At 55.0% G+C, this 19,143-nt stretch carries 15 protein-coding genes; 6 read left to right on the top strand and 9 right to left on the bottom strand.

The window, feature by feature from the left end; genetic code table 11:
• Positions 1-68: 68 nt before the first annotated feature.
• From EJ361_RS07260 to EJ361_RS07240, 5 genes are all read right to left on the bottom strand, one after another.
• Positions 69-881, bottom strand: a complete 813-nt coding sequence (locus tag EJ361_RS07260) for an ABC transporter ATP-binding protein (RefSeq protein WP_126244830.1) — start codon at positions 879-881, stop codon at positions 69-71.
• A gap of 24 nt (positions 882-905) precedes the next feature.
• Positions 906-1,649 (bottom strand): MlaE family ABC transporter permease, encoded by a 744-nt coding sequence (locus EJ361_RS07255; protein WP_126244828.1) that lies wholly within the window; start codon positions 1,647-1,649, stop codon positions 906-908.
• 42 nt (positions 1,650-1,691) lie between these two features.
• A complete protein-coding gene (locus EJ361_RS07250) occupies positions 1,692-2,723 on the bottom strand; it encodes a hypothetical protein (RefSeq protein ID WP_126244827.1) in 1,032 nt (343 codons plus the stop codon).
• 32 nt (positions 2,724-2,755) lie between these two features.
• On the bottom strand, positions 2,756-3,187 hold the full coding sequence (locus tag EJ361_RS07245; protein WP_126244825.1) for a DUF2059 domain-containing protein: 432 nt from the start codon (positions 3,185-3,187) through the stop codon (positions 2,756-2,758).
• Between the two features lie 169 nt (positions 3,188-3,356).
• Positions 3,357-5,660: an NADP-dependent malic enzyme gene (locus tag EJ361_RS07240; protein ID WP_126244823.1), complete on the bottom strand. Its 2,304-nt coding sequence runs from the start codon at positions 5,658-5,660 to the stop codon at positions 3,357-3,359.
• A gap of 115 nt (positions 5,661-5,775) precedes the next feature.
• Here EJ361_RS07240 and EJ361_RS07235 point away from each other — a divergent pair, with 115 nt between their 5' ends.
• Complete coding sequence (locus EJ361_RS07235) at positions 5,776-6,225, top strand: DUF4293 domain-containing protein (protein WP_126244821.1); 450 nt, start codon at positions 5,776-5,778, stop codon at positions 6,223-6,225.
• 284 nt (positions 6,226-6,509) lie between these two features.
• On the opposite strand, the gene uvrA is transcribed toward EJ361_RS07235, so the two are convergent.
• The gene (gene uvrA / locus EJ361_RS07230; RefSeq protein ID WP_240646571.1) at positions 6,510-9,335 is read right to left on the bottom strand and encodes an excinuclease ABC subunit UvrA; all 2,826 of its coding nucleotides are present in this window, start codon (positions 9,333-9,335) and stop codon (positions 6,510-6,512) included.
• 199 nt (positions 9,336-9,534) lie between these two features.
• Between uvrA and EJ361_RS07225 the strand changes: the two genes are divergently transcribed.
• Positions 9,535-10,116 carry an RNA polymerase sigma factor gene (locus tag EJ361_RS07225; RefSeq protein ID WP_205686951.1) on the top strand — a complete coding sequence of 194 codons (582 nt, stop codon included), beginning with the start codon at positions 9,535-9,537 and terminating at the stop codon, positions 10,114-10,116.
• A 59-nt stretch (positions 10,117-10,175) separates the two neighbouring features.
• Here EJ361_RS07225 and EJ361_RS07220 read toward each other — a convergent pair whose 3' ends face one another.
• Together EJ361_RS07220 and EJ361_RS07215 are read right to left on the bottom strand one after the other, a co-directional pair.
• On the bottom strand, positions 10,176-11,072 hold the full coding sequence (locus EJ361_RS07220; RefSeq protein WP_126244819.1) for a DMT family transporter: 897 nt from the start codon (positions 11,070-11,072) through the stop codon (positions 10,176-10,178).
• A 72-nt stretch (positions 11,073-11,144) separates the two neighbouring features.
• Positions 11,145-12,344 carry an acetyl-CoA C-acyltransferase gene (locus EJ361_RS07215; RefSeq protein WP_126244817.1) on the bottom strand — a complete coding sequence of 400 codons (1,200 nt, stop codon included), beginning with the start codon at positions 12,342-12,344 and terminating at the stop codon, positions 11,145-11,147.
• A 162-nt stretch (positions 12,345-12,506) separates the two neighbouring features.
• Between EJ361_RS07215 and rlmN the strand changes: the two genes are divergently transcribed.
• The 4 genes from rlmN to EJ361_RS07195 all read left to right on the top strand — a co-directional run bounded on the left by rlmN (position 12,507) and on the right by EJ361_RS07195 (position 17,516).
• Positions 12,507-13,547: a 23S rRNA (adenine(2503)-C(2))-methyltransferase RlmN gene (gene rlmN, locus EJ361_RS07210; RefSeq protein WP_126244815.1), complete on the top strand. Its 1,041-nt coding sequence runs from the start codon at positions 12,507-12,509 to the stop codon at positions 13,545-13,547.
• Positions 13,548-13,582: 35 nt separating this feature from the next.
• Entirely contained in the window at positions 13,583-15,097 is a 1,515-nt protein-coding gene (locus EJ361_RS25860; RefSeq protein WP_126244813.1) for a pseudouridine synthase, read from the top strand.
• An 11-nt stretch (positions 15,098-15,108) separates the two neighbouring features.
• On the top strand, positions 15,109-15,843 hold the full coding sequence (locus tag EJ361_RS07200) for an RluA family pseudouridine synthase (RefSeq protein WP_126244811.1): 735 nt from the start codon (positions 15,109-15,111) through the stop codon (positions 15,841-15,843).
• 92 nt (positions 15,844-15,935) lie between these two features.
• On the top strand, positions 15,936-17,516 hold the full coding sequence (locus tag EJ361_RS07195; RefSeq protein WP_126244809.1) for a S41 family peptidase: 1,581 nt from the start codon (positions 15,936-15,938) through the stop codon (positions 17,514-17,516).
• A gap of 260 nt (positions 17,517-17,776) precedes the next feature.
• Here EJ361_RS07195 and EJ361_RS07190 read toward each other — a convergent pair whose 3' ends face one another.
• Entirely contained in the window at positions 17,777-18,412 is a 636-nt protein-coding gene (locus EJ361_RS07190; protein WP_126244807.1) for a peroxiredoxin, read from the bottom strand.
• Positions 18,413-19,143 lie beyond the last annotated feature (731 nt).

Raw genomic sequence — 19,143 nt, 5'->3', positions numbered from 1 at the left:
AAGTGGGGCAAAAATAACGGATTGCGGCTAAAAAGAAAAGGAAAGCCGCTTTAGTTGAGGAATATTAACTATTTGTTACCCGCTTCTCCCCCTTTATGCCGCCATTTTTTGTCGCGGAAAGCTTCCGTTTTCCGCATTTCCTTGATGTCCTGGAAGAATTCGGACGCGAAGATAAAATCATTCAGCAGCTTGTCTTCACTGAAAATAATGTCTTCATTGCTGCCTTCCCACTGCTTCTTCCCCTGGTGCATGTAAACGATATGGTCCCCGCTTTCCATGACGGTATTCATGTCGTGGGTATTCACCACGGTCGTAATATTATAATCGATCGTAATATCCTTGATGAGTTTGTCGATCACGAGGGAAGTCTGCGGATCGAGGCCGGAATTGGGCTCGTCCACGAACAGGTATTTCGGGTTGAGGACGATGGCCCGGGCGATGCCCACCCGTTTTTTCATCCCGCCGCTGATTTCGGCCGGGAATTTTTTATTGGCGTCTTTGATGGCCACCCTGTCCAGGCACTCCTGCATCCGCTTGCGCTTGTCTTTATAACTCATGGTCGAGAACATATCGAGCGGGAACATGACGTTCTGCTCCACGGTCATGGAATCGAAGAGCGCGGAGCCCTGGAACAGCATGCCGATGGCCTGGCGGATGGGCTTTTTCGCATTATCGTCCATGGCGGTGAAGTCTTCCCCATTGTAAATCACCTGGCCGCTATCGACCGGGATCAAGCCCACCATGCATTTCATGAGCACTGTTTTGCCGCTGCCGCTGGCACCGATGATGAGGTTGGTTTTCCCTGCCTCCATCGTGGCGGACACATCCTTCAGTATCTCCTTTTCTCCAAAGCTTTTGCGGATATTTTTCAGTTCTATCATAGATCGTTCTTCTCGGTTAATGGGTTACAGCAGCATGGCTGCGAGGGCATAGTCGGCGAAAAGGATCATCACGCAGCTGATCACCACCGCGGTGGTGCTGGCTTTTCCGATCTCGAGGGCGCCACCCTGCACATGGTATCCGTAATAGGCCGGAATGCTGGAAATGATGAAGGCGTAAGTATAGGATTTGCTCAGGGCGAAGAATACGTTGTAGCCGTCGAACGAGCTGCGGAGCCCTTCCATGAACTGTTCATGCGAAAGGATGCCGCTCAGCTTACCGGCTTCCAGCCCCCCGAAAATCCCCAGGAAGGCGGCGATCACCACCAGCGCAGGGATCGTGAGCAGCGCGGCGAGTATCTTGGGACCGATGAGATAGGCCTTGGTATTGATCCCCATGATCTCCTGCGCGTCTATCTGTTCTGAAATCCGCATGTTCCCCAGTTCCGACGCGATCTTCGACCCCACAACGCCCCCCAGCACGATACAGATCATGGTGGGCGCCAGCTCGATGATCATCGTATCCCGCACCACCATCGCGATGGTCGACTTCGGAATGAACCCGCTCACCAGCTGATATGCCGTTTGCACCGTGGTTACGGCACCGAGGAACGTGGAAATGATCACGACGATGCCCAGGGACCCGATCCCGATGTCCACACACTGTTTCATAAACTCCTTCCAGTACATCCGCATGTTCTCCGGGCGGGAGAACATCCCTTTCAACATCAGCAAAAACCTGCCGAAATGATAAAAAAACCTGAACTCCATAACTTGTCAAAGATACTGGGAAAATACATTGCTTCGCCCCCCTTACCGCAAACTCCCCACAAGAAGCCGCTTCAAACTCCGCTCGATAATTTCACCCATCGTTTTGCACCGGGCAAAAACGGGGTCGCGGTAATGCTCCGCCAGCTCCTCGCCCAATTGCCTGATCTTACCGGGGAAGGACACACGGTCTGTCATGATCACATCCCGCAAATCCTTGATCCGGTGCCGCTGCGCCTTGATCCGCCGGGCAATGAGCGACCGCTCCTCCTGCTGGTACTGCTTTACCACTTCCGCGTTCAGGTGCTTCATCGCCAGCTCCACGAACACCCTGTTTTCCTTGAAGAACTGCGGCATGTAGAGGGTTTTCTTCCCTTCGTAAAACTGCTGGTCGAAATCGATGGCCCGGATGCGGAACTGCACGTCGTCGAAATCGGGGGTGATGTCGAATATGAAATTGTACGACCGCATATCGCCCAGCAACCGCACGAAGCAGCGCTCGTTGAACTTCACGAATTCCTTCGCGATACGCCTGGGGTTGAACTCCGGCCGGTGCAGCCAGTCTTTGGCGAACTGATCCCCCGGAACGCCGGCGATGTGCTCTTCCACCAGCGTATTCCCGTCTACGAGAAAGTTCATCCAGTACGGGGAAAGGATATGCTCCAGCTCGAGGCCGTATATGCGCGAAGCATCGGCTATCTTGATGTAGAAATAGTCGTATACCTCGTTGTAATTGTTGACGATCTTGATGCGGAATGGGTGGGAATTCCCGAAGGTGCAATAGTCGATCCGCTCGATGTGCAGGTGCTCTTCGGCGGCCTGGTCTCCCCCGGCCTTGAGGATGGAATAAATGCGCTTGAGGCCCGCATGGATGGGCTGCACCATGCTCTGCGGGTACATGACGGATTCCCAAAGCGTGTCTTTGCCTTCCTTGTCGTACACCGGGATGCCGTATTCGTAATACTTCAGCTCTTCGTAAGACACCGGCAGTTTGATTTCCCGCTCATACAGCCTCAGGTAGTTCCTGAACGCCGGGTTGAGCGGGAAGAAAATCTTTTTGCGGGAGATGGATTGCATGCCGGAAATTACGAATTATCCGGCTTTGGCGGCTATTTCGATGCGGCTTCGATGTCTTTCTGGATTTTGGCGGCGATATGCTCGCCCCAGATTTTGCCGGCTTCCTGCGACTGCCGGGTGATGAGCGGCATTTTCTCCACCATCTTTTTGCCTACGTCGGTTTTATAGAAATAGATAATCTCGTCCACTTCGGTTTCGGAGAAGTTCCGCTCATAAATCGGTACCAGCAGGTTGGTGAGGTCTTTTTCGTTATAATACCCCTCTATCCGCTTCCAGACGGCCGTATCCAGCGAGGGATAAGCTTTCCGGTACTGCGCCATGATCTGTTGGACCGCGTTCATGCTCACGCGCGAAGTGCCGTTGAGGCTCAACAGCACGCGGATTTTGATCGATTTGGCGGATTCCTGCGCGGAGGCGCCCAGCGCGGCGCCCGCGAACAGCAGTGTGAACAGTAGTTTTTTCATATCGCTACCGGGTATAGATATCCGGCCGGGTGCAAGATAGTAAATGCCGGCGTTCCGGCCCTCACCGTCATGCTTCCTCCTGTTCCTTTTCCAGCTTTTCCTCCATGAGGATCTCAAAAAAAAAGCGGGCCATAAAGCCCGCTTTCCCGTGTCATTATTTTACACTTGATCATTTCTTTTTGCCGGTGGTTTCCACTTCCTTGCAGCATTTCGTTTGTGCGTCCACGACGGCGATCAGTACCATGTTCACGATCTGCCTTACCGTTGAGCCCAGCTGCAGGATGTGCACGGGCTTCTTCATACCGAGCAGGATGGGGCCGATGGCGTCGAACCCGGCCACGCCCTGCAGGAGGTTGTAGGCCACGTTGCCGGCGGCGAGGTTGGGGAAGATGAGCGTGTTCACGTCACCGTCGATCAGTTCGGAGAACGGGTAGTTCTCTTTCAGCACGGCTTTGTTGAACGCCATCGCCGCCTGGATCTCTCCGTCTACGATGAGCGTCGGGTCTTTCTGTTTCACGATTTCGCGGGCGCGGCTCATGAGCTGCGCTTCCGGCGTCTGGCTCGATCCGAAGTTGGAATAGGATACCATCGCGATGCGCGGCGTCATGTTGAACTGCTTCACTTCCTTGGCTACCATCAGCGTGATCTCGGCCAGCTCTTCCGCCGTGGGGTTGAGGTTGACAGTCGTATCCGCGAGGAAGAGCGGTCCGCGCTTGGTCTGGATGATGTACATCCCCGCCACGCGTTTGGCGCCGGGTTCCATACCGATCACCTGCAACGCCGGGCGGATAGTGTCCGGGTATTTTCGGGTGAGGCCGGAGATGAGGGCGTCCGCTTCTCCCGTTTCCACCATCATACAACCGAAATAGTTGCGTTCGCGCATGATCTTCTTCGCTTCGTACAGGTTAAGACCTTTGCGCTGGCGCTTCTTGAAGAACAGCTCCCCGAAATGGTGGCGCTTGTCGGCCATTTCGTCGCTTTTCGGGTCGATGATGATGACGTCTTCGATCTCGATGGAATTCTCTTCCATGAGATACCGGATTTTTTTCTCGCTGCCCAGCAGGATGGGGATGGCGATATTTTCGTCGGCCACCACCTGTGCCGCCTTGAGTATCTTGATATTGTCCGCTTCGGAGAAAACCACGCGGCGCGGGTCTTTCCGGGCTTTGGAACCGATCATGCGGAACAGCTGGTTATCGAGGCCGAGGCGGTTGTTCAGTTCCGTTTCGTAGGCTTCCCAGTCGGTGATGGGCGCCGTTGCCACACCGCTTTCCATGGCCGCTTTGGCCACTGCGGGCGCTACGGTGCTGAGAAGGCGGGGGTCAAGCGGTTTGGGAATGATATAAGCAGGCCCGAAAACGAGGTTGCGCTCGTTGTACGCGAGGTTCACGATATCGGGAACGGGGGTTTTGGCCAGTTCCGCCAAGGCGCGCACCGCGGCCAGTTTCATGGCTTCGTTGATCTGCGTGGCCCGCACGTCGAGGGCGCCGCGGAAGATGTAAGGGAAGCCCAGTACGTTGTTCACCTGGTTGGGATAATCGGAACGGCCGGTGGCCATGATCACGTCTTTCCGGGCGCCGGTGGCGGCTTCGTAGGAAATTTCGGGATCGGGATTGGCCATGGCGAACACGATGGGGTTCTTGGCCATGCTCTGTACCATTTCGGGCGTTACCACGTTGCCGATGCTCAAGCCTACGAACACGTCGGCACCTTTGATGGCTTCTGCGAGCGTGGTGAATTTGGTGCTGGTGGCAAACACCTTTTTCATATCGTCGAGGTCAGTGCGCTGTTTGTTGAGCACACCGTCTTTATCGAACATGATGAAATTCTCGGGTTTTGCGCCGAGAGAGGCGTAGAGGCGAACGCAGGCCATGGCGGCGGCACCGGCGCCGTTCACCACGATCTTTACCTTCTCGATCTTCTTTTTCACGAGCTCGAGGGCGTTGAGAAGCGCGGCGCTGGAGATGATGGCGGTACCATGCTGATCGTCGTGCATCACCGGGATCTTGAGCTCCTTTTTCAGGCGGTCTTCGATGGCGAAGCATTCCGGGCTTTTGATATCTTCCAGGTTGATGCCGCCGAAAGTGGGCTCCATGGCCTTCACCACGCGCACGAATTCGTCAACGTCCTTTGTGTTCAGTTCTATGTCGAAAACGTCGATATCTGCGAAAATTTTGAACAGTACGCCTTTTCCTTCCATCACGGGCTTGCCGGCTTCGGGGCCGATGTCGCCCAGGCCGAGCACTGCGGTACCGTTACTGATAACGGCCACAAGGTTTCCTTTTGCGGTGTATTTGTACACATTCTCCACGTCTCTGGCGATTTCCTTGCAGGGCTCCGCCACGCCGGGGGAATAGGCGAGCGAAAGGTCCCATTGTGTCTTGGTGTCTTTGGTCGGGATGACTTCGATTTTGCCGGGGCGCCCTTTCGCATGGTAGTCGAGGGCGTCCTGCTTGTTCAGTTTCTTGGCCATATAAGATTGTAATTGGGGCTGCAATATACGGACTTCGCGGCGAACGGGCCCGAAAGGCCACCCCATTGTTCCTTAAATTTACTTACTTTTACGCTGTTAAACATTCGCTTTTAATATGATACAACGCATACAAAGCCTTTGGCTCCTCCTTGCCGCTATCGCCGGCGTAGCCGTAGCCCGCTTCGATCTCTGGAAAGCCACCTACACAAAAGGAGCCACTGCAGGCGTGGACATTTTCAATGCCACATCCAACTACATGGTTTTCATTTTGCTGATCATCGGCATCCTCCTGTCTGCGGTTTGTATCTTCCTCTATAAAAACCGCAAGTTGCAATTCCGCCTCACCGTGGTGAACCTCCTCCTTTCCGTAGGCATCCTGGCGCTCATTTACCTGAAGATCGGGGAAAGCGCGCAGAAACTGGCGGCAGACGGCGCCGTGAGCATCCGCGGATCGTACCTCATTCCCGCGTTCCTGCCGGTGGTCATCATCGTGTGCCTGTTCCTCGCGGCACGGGGGATTTACAAAGACGAAAAGCTCATCAAATCGCTGGACCGCCTCCGCTGATCCGCGATGGCATATTTCATGGAAGCCCTGGCCCAAAGCCGGGGCTTCCTTTTGCTACCAAACGGTAAAATAATATCGTTTTCTTCCTGGAAAAAGCAGCCGGAACATATACATACCATAGGGATGCAGTACCCCCTCAATACGGATACTATACTGGAACCGTAGCCGAACCGTACCATTAGGGGGCGGAACGATCGATTTCCAGCTCCGAAACACATGCTGTATTAACGTACAAAAGGCCGGCTGAATCGATCAACCGGCCTTTCCAATTACATATGCTGCGCTTACAGGAACTTCCCCGTATAGCTTTCTTTCACTTTCTTCAATCCTTCCGGAACGCCGGCGTACAGCAGGTTCCCCCCGCCTTCGCCCCCTTCCGGCCCCAGGTCGAGCACCCAGTCGGCCGAGCGGATCACGTCGAGGTTATGTTCGATCACCAGCACGCTGTGCCCCTGGTCGATCAGCGCGTTGAATGAATCCAGCAGCTTCTTGATATCGTGGAAGTGCAACCCTGTAGTAGGCTCGTCGAAAATGAACAGGATATGCCCCTGCGCCTTGCCCTTGCCCAGGAACGACGCCAGCTTCACACGCTGCGCCTCGCCACCGGAAAGCGTATCGCTCGACTGGCCCAGCTTCACATATCCCAAACCCACGTCGCTCAAGGGTTTGATCCTCGACACCACGTCTTTTTCGTCTTTAAAGAATTCGATGGCCTCGTCTACGCCCAGTTCCAGGATGTCGTAAATATTCTTGCCCTTGTACTGCACTTCGAGCACTTCGTCCTTGAAGCGCTTTCCGCCGCAGGTTTCACAGGTAAGGTGAACATCCGCCAGGAACTGCATTTCCACGATCACCTCGCCTTCGCCCTTGCAGGTATCGCATCGCCCGCCATCTACGTTGAACGAGAAATGTTTCGGCTGGAAACCGCGCATTTTGCTTAGCTGCTGCCGGGAATAAAGGTCGCGGATTTCGTCGTATGCCTTGATGTAGGTAACAGGATTGGAGCGGCTCGATTTGCCGATGGGGTTCTGGTCAACCATCTCGATCTGCGTGATGTAGTCCATATCGCCCTTCATAACGCGGTACTGGCCCACCCGGTCGGTAAATTCCCCTTTCAGCTTCATGAGCGCCGGGTAGAGGATCTGCTTCACCAGCGTGGTTTTCCCCGATCCCGACACACCGCTGACCACGGTAAAGATCCCCAGCGGGAACTCCACGTCCACGTTCTTCAGGTTATTCTGCCGGCAGCCTTCCAGCTGGATGGAGCGTTTCCATTTGCGGACGTGCGCCGGCGGCTCCAGGCGGTAATGGCCGCTGAGATACTTGCCGGTGAGGCTCTTCCCGTCTTTCAGGATCTCGGGATACGTTCCCGCAAAAATGACTTCACCGCCGAGGTGGCTCGCCAGCGGGCCCATGTCGATGATGTAGTCCGCCTTTTCCATGATCTGCTCGTCGTGCTCCACGATCACCACGGTATTGCCGAGGTTCCGCAGTTCATGCAGCACGCGGATGAGCCGGTGCGTGTCGCGCGCGTGGAGGCCGATGCTCGGCTCGTCGAGGATGTAGAGGGAATTGGTGAGGTTGCTGCCCAGGGTGCGTGTCAGCTGGATGCGCTGGCTCTCGCCACCGGAGAGGGTATTGGCAACGCGGTTGAGGGTAAGGTACCCCAATCCCACGTCCAGCAAAGTTTTCAGCCGGTGATTGATCTCAATGAGGATCCTTTTGGCCACCTGCTGCTGATATTCGCTCAGTTCGAGGTTATCGAACCATACTTTCAATTTTTCCACGGGCATGTCCACCAGTTCGGAAATGCCTTTGCCGCTCACTTTCACGTACGTGGCTTCCTTACGGAGGCGGGCGCCGTTGCAGGTGGGACAGGTGGTCCGGCCGCGGTAGCGGGCCTGCATCACACGGTATTGCACCTTGTAGAGGTTCTGCTCTACCATTTTGAAGAACTCGTTGATGCCGTAGAAGTGCTCGTTGCCGGTCCACAGGAGGTCCAGCTGCTCGTCGGTCAGATCCGAGACCGGTTTATGTACGGGGAAGCTGAATTTGCGGGCGGCTTTGATGAGGGCTTCCTTGTATTCGCCCATTTTCTCGCCGCGCCACGGGGCGATGGCCCCTTCGAACACGCTGAGGCGCTTGTCGGGGATCACGAGGTCGCGGTCGATCCCGAGCACCTGGCCGAACCCTTCGCAGGTGGGGCAGGCGCCGTACGGGTTGTTGAAGGAGAAGAGGTTGGGCACGGGCTCTTCGAACTGGATGCCGTCGAGCTCGAACCGGTTGGAGAACACGGGCCCCAGTTTACCATCTACTTCCAGAGTGCAATACCCTTCGGATTCGTAGAAAGCGGTTTGAACGGAGTCGGCGATGCGGTGTTTATCGTCTTCTTCGAAGTCTTTGACCACGATACGGTCGATGAGCACGAAGGTTTCTGCCGCTATTTTGGGGGCTTTTTCTTCCAGGAGTTCTTCGATCCGGACGAGCGATCCGCCGGCGTAAAGCCTGGAGAAGCCTTTCTGCATGAGGATACCCAGTTCTTCCAGCGGTTGGCGGTTGGCATGCTGGCGGAAGGGCACGAGGATCTGGACCTTGGCGCCGTGGGGGAGTTTGGAGATGTAATCCACCACATCGGCTACTTCGTGTTTTTTGACGAGCTGGCCGGAAACGGGGGAAAAAGTTTGCCCGGCGCGGGAATACAGCAGGCGCAGATAGTCGTAAATCTCGGTCATGGAGCCAACGGTGGAGCGGGGGGTGCGGGTTACGACCTTTTGCTCGATGGCGATGGCGGGGCATATACCTTTGATATAATCCACGTCGGGTTTGTTCATCCGCATGAGGAACTGGCGGGCGTAGGCGCTGAGGCTTTCGGCGTAACGGCGCTGGCCTTCGGCGTAAAGGGTGTCCATCGTAAGGCTCGACTTTCCCGAGCCGCTGACGCCCGTAACGACCACCATCTGGTTCCTGGGGATGGAGACGCTGACATTCTTCAGATTATGTACCCTCGCTCCCTTGATAAATATCTCGTCAGGAGCTATAACTGGTTCACGTTCAATGGTTTTTTCCTTGGATTTGACTTTTGCGCACATAAGGATTACAAATGTACGCATTAACGGGTATTTTACAGGAAGCTTGTTGTTTTATTCAACTATTCCGTTATATTTGCATTGACCGGCAACTTATACCTAGTCAATCCCGGTTAACTTTTCATAACTATAAATTGTACATTATCGCTCGACTTTTACGCTACTAAACAACCTACTGACGGCAACGTCCGTACTATTTACTAACCGCTATTGGTAGACGTATATGCAAGTAATGTACAAGATGAACGATGAACAACTCATCGCACTGTTCAAAAAGGGCCATGCTTCCGCTCTGGAGGAGTTGGTTTACCGTCATAAGGACAAACTTTTCACTTCTATCGTATTACTCGTAAAAGACACTTTTCTTGCCGAAGATATCTTCCAGGACACCTTCATCAAGATAATCGATACCATTCGTGCCGAGCGATATACAGAGAAAGGAAAATTTCTGCCCTGGGCGATGCGCATAGCGCACAACCTTTGTGTGGACCATTTCAGGAAAGTAAAACGAACGCCGGTGATCAAAACCGGAGACGACAAAGATATTTTCAACGTGCTGAACTTCAGCGAGCCGAGTGCGGAAGAGAAAATGATGACGCGGCAAAGCCATCACAACGTGCGCCGCATGCTCGACCTGCTCCCCGAAGAACAGCGGGAAGTTATCATCCTCCGCCATTATGCGGACCTCAGCTTCAAGGAGATCGCGGACCTCACCCAGGTGAGCATCAACACCGCCCTCGGCCGTATGCGGTACGGACTGATCAATCTCCGGAAGATGATGACGGAAAAACAGATTTGTTTGTAATACCCTTTTTTTGCTTGCCATAAACGGGCGGTAAGATGTAAGTCTAACCGCTCGTTTTTTTATTTCCCCTTCCCGATCATCAGCACCCCCGTCAGCACGAGCGCCGTTCCCGCCAGCTGCTCCCAGGTGATCGGCTCTCCCAGAAAGATATACGCCTGAACGATGGTGGCCACCGGCCCGATGCTCGTCACGATCGCCGTGTTCCCCGGACCGATCTTCCGGATGCCTTCGCTGGTGAGGAATGTGGGTATGACGGTGGAAACGATCGCCATCTGGAAGCACAGCCAGTAGGTTTCCCCGCTGAAATGGCGCACCTCCGCGCCGTGGGTCACGAAATACTGCGCGAAGATCCCCAGCGAGGCAAAGCACAGCGCATACGCCGTAAACTTCATCGACCCCACTTTCGGGATCACTTCCCCGCCGCCAACAATATAAAAAGCATATGTCACCGCGCAACCCAGCACCAGCAGGCACCCCGTGATCACGCCCGGGCTCCATTCCTGCCGCACATCTCCCGCAAACACCACCAGCATCCCCGCATACGCGATGGCCAGGGCCCAATATTGCGTTTTGGTGATCTTCCGCTTGAAAGCCACCGCCCCGATCACCAGCGCAAATGTGGGGTACAGGAAGAGGATCAGCCTTTCAAGCCCCGCCGAAATGTAAGCCAGGCCCATGAAATCGAGCAAACTGCTCACGTAATACCCCAGCAACCCCAGCGCGCCCACCCACACCCATTGTTTGGGCGTAAGCTTCACGTTGCCGGTTCGGCGGAAAAGGAAAATAGCGGTGATGATGTAAAAAGGGAGAGCGAAAGACATCCGCAGCGCCAGCATAGAAATGGCATCGATGGCTTCCGTCCGGTAGATGAGCTTCACGTAAATTGCCTTGGCGCTGAACATCATGGCGCCCAAAAGGGCCATGGCGTAGCCAAGGGCGTAATCGGATCTTTTCATGGCAACTGTAGGGGCTCTGCCGGGCGGAAGCGCCGGCAGGGCCGGGTATGGGGAAACCCGGGACCTCCGGGATCAGACTTTTTCGTAGACAATAGCGGCACCCTGCCCAACGCCCACGCACATCGTGGCCAGGCCGTACTTTACGCCGGCGCGGCGCTTCATTTCGTGCATGAGGGTAGTGGTGATGCGCGCGCCGCTGCAGCCCAGCGGATGGCCGATGGCGATGGAACCGCCGTTGAAATTGATCTTCGAAGGGTCGAGGTTCAGCTCGCGGATGCAGGCCAGCGCCTGCGAAGCGAACGCTTCGTTCAACTCGATCACGTCCAGGTCGGAAGCACGTATACCACTGCGTTTCAACGCTTTAACGGTCGATGGCACGGGGCCTACGCCCATAATGGCAGGGTCTACCCCCGCTACGGCCATGCCCCGCACCATGGCAATGGGCGTGAGGTTGAAACGTTTCAGCGCGGCTTCCGACACGATCAGCACCGCGGAAGCACCGTCGTTGATCCCGGAAGAGTTACCTGCGGTGACCGTCCCGTCTTTTGCGAACGCCGGGCGAAGGCCCGCCAGCTTGTCGAGCGACGTTTCCCGGGGATGCTCGTCTTTGGAGAAAACCACCTTGTCTTCCTTATTGGGCGTGATTTCCACGGGAATGATCTCATCCTGCCAGATACCGTTCAGATGGGCCTGTTTGTATTTGGACTGGCTTTCGAAGGCGAACCGGTCCTGGTCTTCCCGGGAGATTTTCCATTCGCGGGCCACGTTTTCGGCGGTTTCGCCCATGGAGAAGGGGTAATAGACGTCGGCGAGCTTCCTGTTGGTGAAGCGCCAGCCGATGGTGGAGTCGTAGATTTCGGTTTTGCGGCTGAAGGCGGCGTCGGCCTTCGGCATTACGAGGGGCGCGCGGGTCATGCTTTCCACGCCGCCGGCCATGTAAACGTCCCCTTCCCCGACCATCACGGCCCGGGCGGCGTCCATAATGGCCTGGAGGCCGGAGGCGCAGAGGCGGTTGACGGTGTTGCCGGCTACCGAAACGGGCATTCCGGCGAGGAGCACGGCCATCCGGGCCACGTCGCGGTTGTCTTCCCCGGCCTGGTTGGTAGCCCCGGCGATCACGTCTTCCACGGCAGCAGGGTCTACCGAGGGGTTCCGGGTGAGGAGCGACTTGAGCATCAGCGCCAGGAGATCGTCTGGCCGGATAGTGCTAAGTGCGCCACCATAGCGGCCTATAGGGCTTCTGACCGCGTCCACGATATAAGCAGTTTGCATTTTTCTTCAGGTTAAGATTGCGAATTTATGGCTTCCGGTCGGGATAACCACACACACAAACGAATAGGCCAGGCCGGGGCGGGTTCCGGAAATCTCCGCGGGGGCGGCAAATCTCAACGCCGCGCTTTTCGGCAATCGGAAAATCGGACGTACCTTTGCCCGATGACGAGGAAGCAAAATATCCGGCAACTGACGCTCCCCCAGTTGCGGGAGGTGTTCGGAGAGATGGGGGAAAAACCGTTCCGTGCCCAGCAGGTGTATGAGTGGATCTGGACCAAACAGGCGTCCGGGTTCGGGGATATGACCAACCTGAGCAAGCCCCTGCGCGCCGCGCTGGAGGAAAGGTTCGAATTCCCTGCCGTAACGGTGGACGCTACCCAGCTGTCGACCGACGGTACCATCAAAAGCCGGTTCAAACTGCACGACGGGTACCTGGTGGAAGGGGTCCTCATCCCCACGGCCAGCCGTCAAACCGCCTGCGTATCCTCCCAGGTGGGCTGCAGCCTCAGCTGTAAATTCTGCGCCACGGGCTTTATGGACCGTAAACGCAACCTCGAATTCGACGAAATCTTCGACGAAGTGGCGCTCATCAACAGGCAGTCCCTCGAATCATCCGGTAAAAAACTGACCAATATCGTTTATATGGGCATGGGCGAACCCCTGCTCAACTATAAAAACGTCCTGAAATCCATCGAAATGATCACTTCGCCCGACGGCCTGGCCATGAGCCCGAAACGGATCACCGTTTCCACCGCCGGCGTTGCCAAACAGATCAGACAGCTGGGAGACGACAAGGTGCGCTTCAACCTCGCCCTTTCCCTCCACGCCGCCAATGATCAGAAACGCAGCGAGATCATGCCGATCAACGATTCCAACAACCTCAAAAACCTCGTGGAAGCGCTCAATTACTTCTACAAGGCCACCGAAAACGAGATCAGCTTCGAATACATCCTTTTCAAAGACTTCAACGATTCCCTGAAAGATGCCGACGAACTGATCAAGATTTACCGGCAGGTGCCTGTAGACCTGGTGAACATCATCGAATACAACCCGATCGACAACGCCCGTTTCCAGAAACCCTCCGAAGAAAAAACCGCCGCATTCATGGAATATCTCGGCAAAAACAGGGTAAACGCCCGCCTGCGGAGAAGCCGCGGAAAAGATATCGACGCAGCGTGCGGACAGCTCGCCAACAAAGCATAAAACATACTGCAGGAATGCAGCAAACTACATAACACATGAAACAAAGCAGACCGCCCCGCAAAGGCTTCACACCGTTCAAGGAAAACAAAAGCGGTAAATCTACCCGCTCCGGCGACGCAAAACCCGCCGGTAAAAGCTTCCGCGACAGGGATGACAAAGAAGGAAAACCCTTCGGCGACAAACCCAAAAGAACTTTCGGCGGCGATAAAGAAGGAAAACCCTTCGGCGATAAACCCCGCAGATCATTCGGCAGCGATAAGGAAGGCAAATCCTTCGGAGACAAACCGCCCCGTAAATCTTTCGGCGACCGCGACGCCAAACCCTTCCGCTCCCGCGAAGAAAACGGCGACAAACCCCGCAGGTCTTTCGGCGGCGACAAGGAAGGCAAATCCTTCGGAGACAAACCGCCCCGTAAATCTTTCGGCGACCGCGACGCCAAACCCTTCCGTTCCCGCGAAGAAAACGGCGACAAACCTTTCCGCGCTAAAAAAGACGGCACTACTTTCGATAAAACCGCCCCGGCAGACGGCGAGCGCAAACCTAAAAAGGAGCGCGAAGTGAAACCGGGCGACAAGCTCTTCCAGCATGCATTCGCAGACGGTGCGCCATTCAAGGAACTGCGTTCCCGCAAAGGCAAACCGAAAGACCCGAAAGACATCGTAGAAGACAAATCGTTTGGCGAGATCGCCGATGAGAAGTCGTACAAAGAACTCCGCGGCGACAAGCCCCGCCCCCGCAAGAGCGAGCGCAAGGCTGCGGTGCACGGTTCCAAATCCAACAAACCGAAGAGCACCCGCAAACGCATTGCGGTAGAGGCTCCGGTGGAAATAGAAGGCGGCGATATGCCCCTCAACAAATTCATCGCGCATTGCGGCATCTGCAGCCGCAGAAAGGCCGTGGATTATATCAAGGAAGGGAAAGTGACGGTAAACGGCGAAGTGATCGTTGAACCGGCGTTCAAGGTAACGGGGAAAGAATCCGTGAAACTGAACGACAAGCGCATCCACCTCCAGAAAAACCTCGTATACGTACTGCTCAACAAACCCAAAGGATACATCACCACCACCGATGATCCCGAAGGCCGCCAGACCGTGATGGAACTGGTGGAAGACGCGGCCGAAGAGCGCCTCTACCCCGTTGGCCGCCTCGACCGGAATACCTCCGGCCTGCTGCTGCTCACCAACGACGGCGAGCTGGCGCAGAAACTGGCGCATCCCAGGCACAACGTGAAGAAAATCTATCATGTAGAGCTGGACAAACCCCTCACCAAAGCCGATTTCGAGCGCATCCTCGGCGGCCTGGAACTGGAAGACGGGCTGGCTTCGGTAGACAGCCTGGCCTGGGTAGACACGAAAGACCGCGCCCAGATCGGGATCGAGATCCACAGCGGTAAAAACCGCATCGTGCGCCGCATTTTCGAACATCTCGACTATAAAGTGGAGAAGCTCGACCGTGTGATGTACGCGGGCCTCACCAAAAAGAACCTCAATCGCGGCAAATGGCGCTTCCTTTCTGAAAAAGAAGTGATCCTCCTCAAACATTTCAAATAACGGCTGCGGATATGCACATCGATTCCCTGATCATATTCGAGAACGACGATTTTGTGGCGGTCAGCAAACCTTCGGGATTGCTGACCATCCCCGACCGGCACGATAACGAGCTGGCTTCGCTTTCGGGATTGCTGAAAAAGAAATACGGACAGATTTTCATCGTTCACCGCCTCGACCGGGATACGAGCGGCCTGGTGATCTTCGCCAAAAACGAAACCACCCATAAATTCCTGTCCCAGCTGTTCGAATCGCGGGAAGTGGAGAAGTATTACCTGGGACTGGTGAACGGGGAACTGGCCCTCCCGGAAGGCAGTGTGAACGCGGGCATCATGGAGCACCCGGTGCAGCGCGGCAAGATGGTCACCAATGCCAAAGGGCGCCCGTCTTTGACGGATTACCGTGTGGAGGAGGCTTTCGGGCTGTACAGCCTCGTGCGCTTCCGGATCCATACGGGCCGTACGCACCAGATCCGTGTGCACATGAAACATTTAGGCCACCCCATTGCGGTAGACGAGCTGTACGGGACCGCAACTCCGGTGCTGCTTTCCACCATCAAGAAGAAATTCAGGCTGGGTAAATTCACCGAAGAAGAGCGCCCCCTCCTCCAAAGGCTCGCCCTGCATGCCTGGAAACTGAAATTCGTCGATGAAAAAGGGGAAACCGTCGAGTTGGAAGCACCCTTACCCAAAGATATTCAAGCAGTTCTGCAACAGCTCCGCAAGCACAGGAAGCCGCAGCACAACTAATTCAACGATTTTCCGTTTTCAATACATTAACACCCGGATGTAACTGCATTTGGGTGTTTTCGCGTAAATTACCAACAAACTGCTTTGTATTTATGATCAAGCTCCAGATCGCAGCAGCCGCCTTCGTGGGTATCGCGGCTTTGGCTTCCTGTAAAAAAAGCGGAAACCCCAGTCCAGGCGGTGGCAATCCTCCGCCCACCACCCCCACGAACGGCACGCGTTTGCAACTTAGCCTCGATTCCCTGTACCTCTACGCAAAAGAGACTTACCTGTGGTACGATGCCATCCCCGCTTACGAATCCTTTAATCCGCGCCAATATGCCGGGTCCGACGATTTCAACAGCCTCACCGAAGAGTTATATAAAATCACCCAGCTGAAAAACGACCCCGCCACCAGCAAACCATTCGAATATTACGCGCCCGCACCCAGCAGGTCGAAGTTCTCGTATGTGGAAAAAGGGAACCTGGCGAGAGGGATCAAAGCGTCGGTAGATTTGGAGGGCGACGGGAACGATCTCGGCCTTGTTCTCGCCGTCGTTACTTTCGGCTCCGACCCCACTACCTATCTATATGTCCGCAATGTGGAAAAGGGCTCCCCGGCCGACAAAGCCGGGATCACCCGCGGATGCCTCATCACCAAGGTGAACGACGGCGCCCCGCCCACATCGCAATCGGGTGCTACTTCGCTCATGAACAGCGCCACGGCGAAACTGACCTTCACCAAGCCGAATACCTCCACGCCCGTTACCGTCACGATCAACAAGGCGGCCTATAAAAACGACCCCGTCGTGACCTGGAAAACGTTCGGCCCCGTAAACGGCAATGTGACGGGGTACCTCGTGCTGGGGCACTTCTCCCGTCTAACCGTAGCCAAACCTTCACTGGATAAGGCTTTCGCGGAATTTGCCGCAAAAGGTGCGAACTCGGTGGTGGTAGACCTCCGGTACAACGGCGGCGGTTACGTGGCCACGGCGGAATACCTCACCAACCTGCTCGCCCCATCTGGCATGCAGACGAAAGTGATGTACAAGCAGGTGTACAACGAGCTGGTCCGCAATAGCAAAGCCCCCATCCTCAAGGCGATCCCTTACCTCGACGCCAATTACCAGCAGGTTTACCAGGGCTCAAAAGCGCTGACATACGCGGATCTCGACTTCACGGAGAACGGGAATACCTATTTCTTCGATAAAGCCGGTCCGCTGACCACGGCGAAGAAAATCGTGTTCATCGTTACCGGCACTACCGCATCCGCCAGTGAACTGGTCATCAACTCCTTTAAAGCCTGGCCGGCGAATGTGACCGTGCGTACCGTGGGCGTTAAAACCTACGGCAAGCCCGTCGGATTTTTCGGGATCGGGATCGATAAGTTTACCGTGTATATGGCGCAATTCTCCAGCAAGAACGCCCTGGGAGCAGGCGACTATTATTCCGGCATGACACCCGACATCGCCGCACAGGATTACATCCCGCTGGATTTTGGCGACCCGGAGGAAAAAAGCCTCAAAGCCGCGCTGGATTACATTTATTACGGCACTGCCGGAGGAAGAGCGGCCGCTGCTACCGTGATGATCAACGGACGGTCGGTAAACGCCAACGAAATACGGTCTCAGGCCGCCGGGGAAGAGAAATTCAACGGCATGGTGGAAGATCGCCGCAAAATTCGTGTGCAGTAATTAACAGCTATTTTATTGATAAACGGGAGGTTGCCGGGTCGGCAGCCTCTTTTTTTTGCCGGCTGGGCACAAAAAAACGGGGAAAAATCCCCGTTTCGTAAAATCAAAAACCAACCATTAAAAAAAAGGTTCAGGAGTAAAGCTTTGTAATCATTTATTTTACAAGGTCTTCGCTCCAATATGTTGTACTTCCTTGCCGGAAGAGAATCGCTTTCGCAGGTTGAGACGGAAGCTCCGTTTCGCGGGCAAAGATAGGTAGATTATTTATTCGGTTGCGGAGTTGTTCTCAAATAGGGCTTGATAATTTTGTGGCCCTTGGGAAACTTCGCCGGAATATCTTCTGTTTTCACTGCCGGAACTACGATCACGTCTTCACCGTCTTTCCAGTCTGCCGGTGTGGCAACGCTGTAGTTGGCTGTCAGTTGCAGGGAGTCGATCACGCGGAGCACTTCATGGAAGTTGCGGCCGGTGGATGCGGGATAAGTGATGGTGAGTTTCACTTTCTTGTCGGGCCCGATCACGAAGAGGGAGCGCACGGTGAAAGTTTCGGAAGCGTTGGGGTGGATCATACCGTAGAGGTTGGCCACCGTTTTGTCTTCATCGGCGATGATCGGGAAATCGACGTTGCAGTTTTGCGTTTCGTTGATATCATTGATCCAGCCTTTATGTTTATCGAGCGGGTCAACGCTGAGTGCGAGCACTTTTACGTTGCGCTTGGTGAATTCGCCATTGAGGAGCGCAGTTTTACCGAGTTCGGTGGTACAAACCGGGGTATAATCTGCGGGGTGGGAGAAGAGAATGCCCCAGCTGTCGCCGAGGTAGTCGTAAAAATTGATTTCTCCAATGGTGGTCTTTGCCGTGAAATTGGGAGCAGCGTCCCCAAGTCTTAAACTCATATCAAATCCTGTTTAAGGAATTCAAAAATACCATTTTCCTACAATTTTAATAGACTTTATAGATTTTTTTTTTGGGGTTTAAGGATAATTTAAGGAGGCGGCGGGCCGGACCAGGTTGAAAGGAGGATGCCTGGTCCGGACAACCCGGCGGATCAGTGCCGGCCGCCGCCCCGGGAAAATGCACGGGGCATGGTAGGTATAGGGTACAAATCAGGACGAGACCTGCGTACAGGGCGCCGCTCCGGGGATCCGGGAGCGCCGGGAACAAGGGGTATTTCTGCCAAAAAAAAATCGTTCGGGCTTGAAAAGTTGTTTCCAGGGGTCCGGGTTAACGGCAGTAATGCGTACTGCGGGAAACGGCGAAGGTCCATTTTGCCTCGCGGACGGCCCCGCACGCGAAAGTGCGGGGGCCGCCGCCGGGTTTAACTGCCCGGAAGGTTGGCTTATGGCGGTTCCGGTAAGAACGGCCTGCCTCCGGTGCTCACATCAGGCAAAACTGCGGCGGTTGTCATATGCAGCGCCGCCGGGAGACAACAATGGATGAGGGGTCCGTTTTTCAACGGTCCGCATCTGTGGGTTAACTCGGGCAACAGGGCCCGTTTGTGTGTCCCGTCCTAGAATAAGTTGACGGTTTTAAACTGGATTAATTGATCCCTGGTTTTCATCGGCCAGGGATTTTTCATGTGCCTGAGTTGGTGTCAGGTATCTTAAACTTAAATGTGGTCTTATGT

It is taken from the genome of Chitinophaga rhizosphaerae, from assembly GCF_003958645.1.
Taxonomy (GTDB): Bacteria; Bacteroidota; Bacteroidia; order Chitinophagales; family Chitinophagaceae; genus Chitinophaga; species Chitinophaga rhizosphaerae.
The sequence above is the reverse complement of the archived record's forward strand: the minus strand, read 5'-3'. Positions and strand labels throughout refer to the sequence as shown.

What these genes read in the sequence shown, in the direction of transcription:
- EJ361_RS07260 (WP_126244830.1), bottom strand. Translation starts at nt 881, where the DNA reads ATGATAGAACTGAAAAATATCCGCAAAAGCTTTGGAGAAAAGGAGATA.
- EJ361_RS07255 (WP_126244828.1), bottom strand. Translation starts at nt 1,649, where the DNA reads ATGGAGTTCAGGTTTTTTTATCATTTCGGCAGGTTTTTGCTGATGTTG.
- EJ361_RS07250 (WP_126244827.1), bottom strand. Translation starts at nt 2,723, where the DNA reads ATGCAATCCATCTCCCGCAAAAAGATTTTCTTCCCGCTCAACCCGGCG.
- EJ361_RS07245 (WP_126244825.1), bottom strand. Translation starts at nt 3,187, where the DNA reads ATGAAAAAACTACTGTTCACACTGCTGTTCGCGGGCGCCGCGCTGGGC.
- EJ361_RS07240 (WP_126244823.1), bottom strand. Translation starts at nt 5,660, where the DNA reads ATGGCCAAGAAACTGAACAAGCAGGACGCCCTCGACTACCATGCGAAA.
- EJ361_RS07235 (WP_126244821.1), top strand. Translation starts at nt 5,776, where the DNA reads ATGATACAACGCATACAAAGCCTTTGGCTCCTCCTTGCCGCTATCGCC.
- uvrA (WP_240646571.1), bottom strand. Translation starts at nt 9,335, where the DNA reads ATGCGTACATTTGTAATCCTTATGTGCGCAAAAGTCAAATCCAAGGAA.
- EJ361_RS07225 (WP_205686951.1), top strand. Translation starts at nt 9,535, where the DNA reads ATGCAAGTAATGTACAAGATGAACGATGAACAACTCATCGCACTGTTC.
- EJ361_RS07220 (WP_126244819.1), bottom strand. Translation starts at nt 11,072, where the DNA reads ATGAAAAGATCCGATTACGCCCTTGGCTACGCCATGGCCCTTTTGGGC.
- EJ361_RS07215 (WP_126244817.1), bottom strand. Translation starts at nt 12,344, where the DNA reads ATGCAAACTGCTTATATCGTGGACGCGGTCAGAAGCCCTATAGGCCGC.
- rlmN (WP_126244815.1), top strand. Translation starts at nt 12,507, where the DNA reads ATGACGAGGAAGCAAAATATCCGGCAACTGACGCTCCCCCAGTTGCGG.
- EJ361_RS25860 (WP_126244813.1), top strand. Translation starts at nt 13,583, where the DNA reads ATGAAACAAAGCAGACCGCCCCGCAAAGGCTTCACACCGTTCAAGGAA.
- EJ361_RS07200 (WP_126244811.1), top strand. Translation starts at nt 15,109, where the DNA reads ATGCACATCGATTCCCTGATCATATTCGAGAACGACGATTTTGTGGCG.
- EJ361_RS07195 (WP_126244809.1), top strand. Translation starts at nt 15,936, where the DNA reads ATGATCAAGCTCCAGATCGCAGCAGCCGCCTTCGTGGGTATCGCGGCT.
- EJ361_RS07190 (WP_126244807.1), bottom strand. Translation starts at nt 18,412, where the DNA reads ATGAGTTTAAGACTTGGGGACGCTGCTCCCAATTTCACGGCAAAGACC.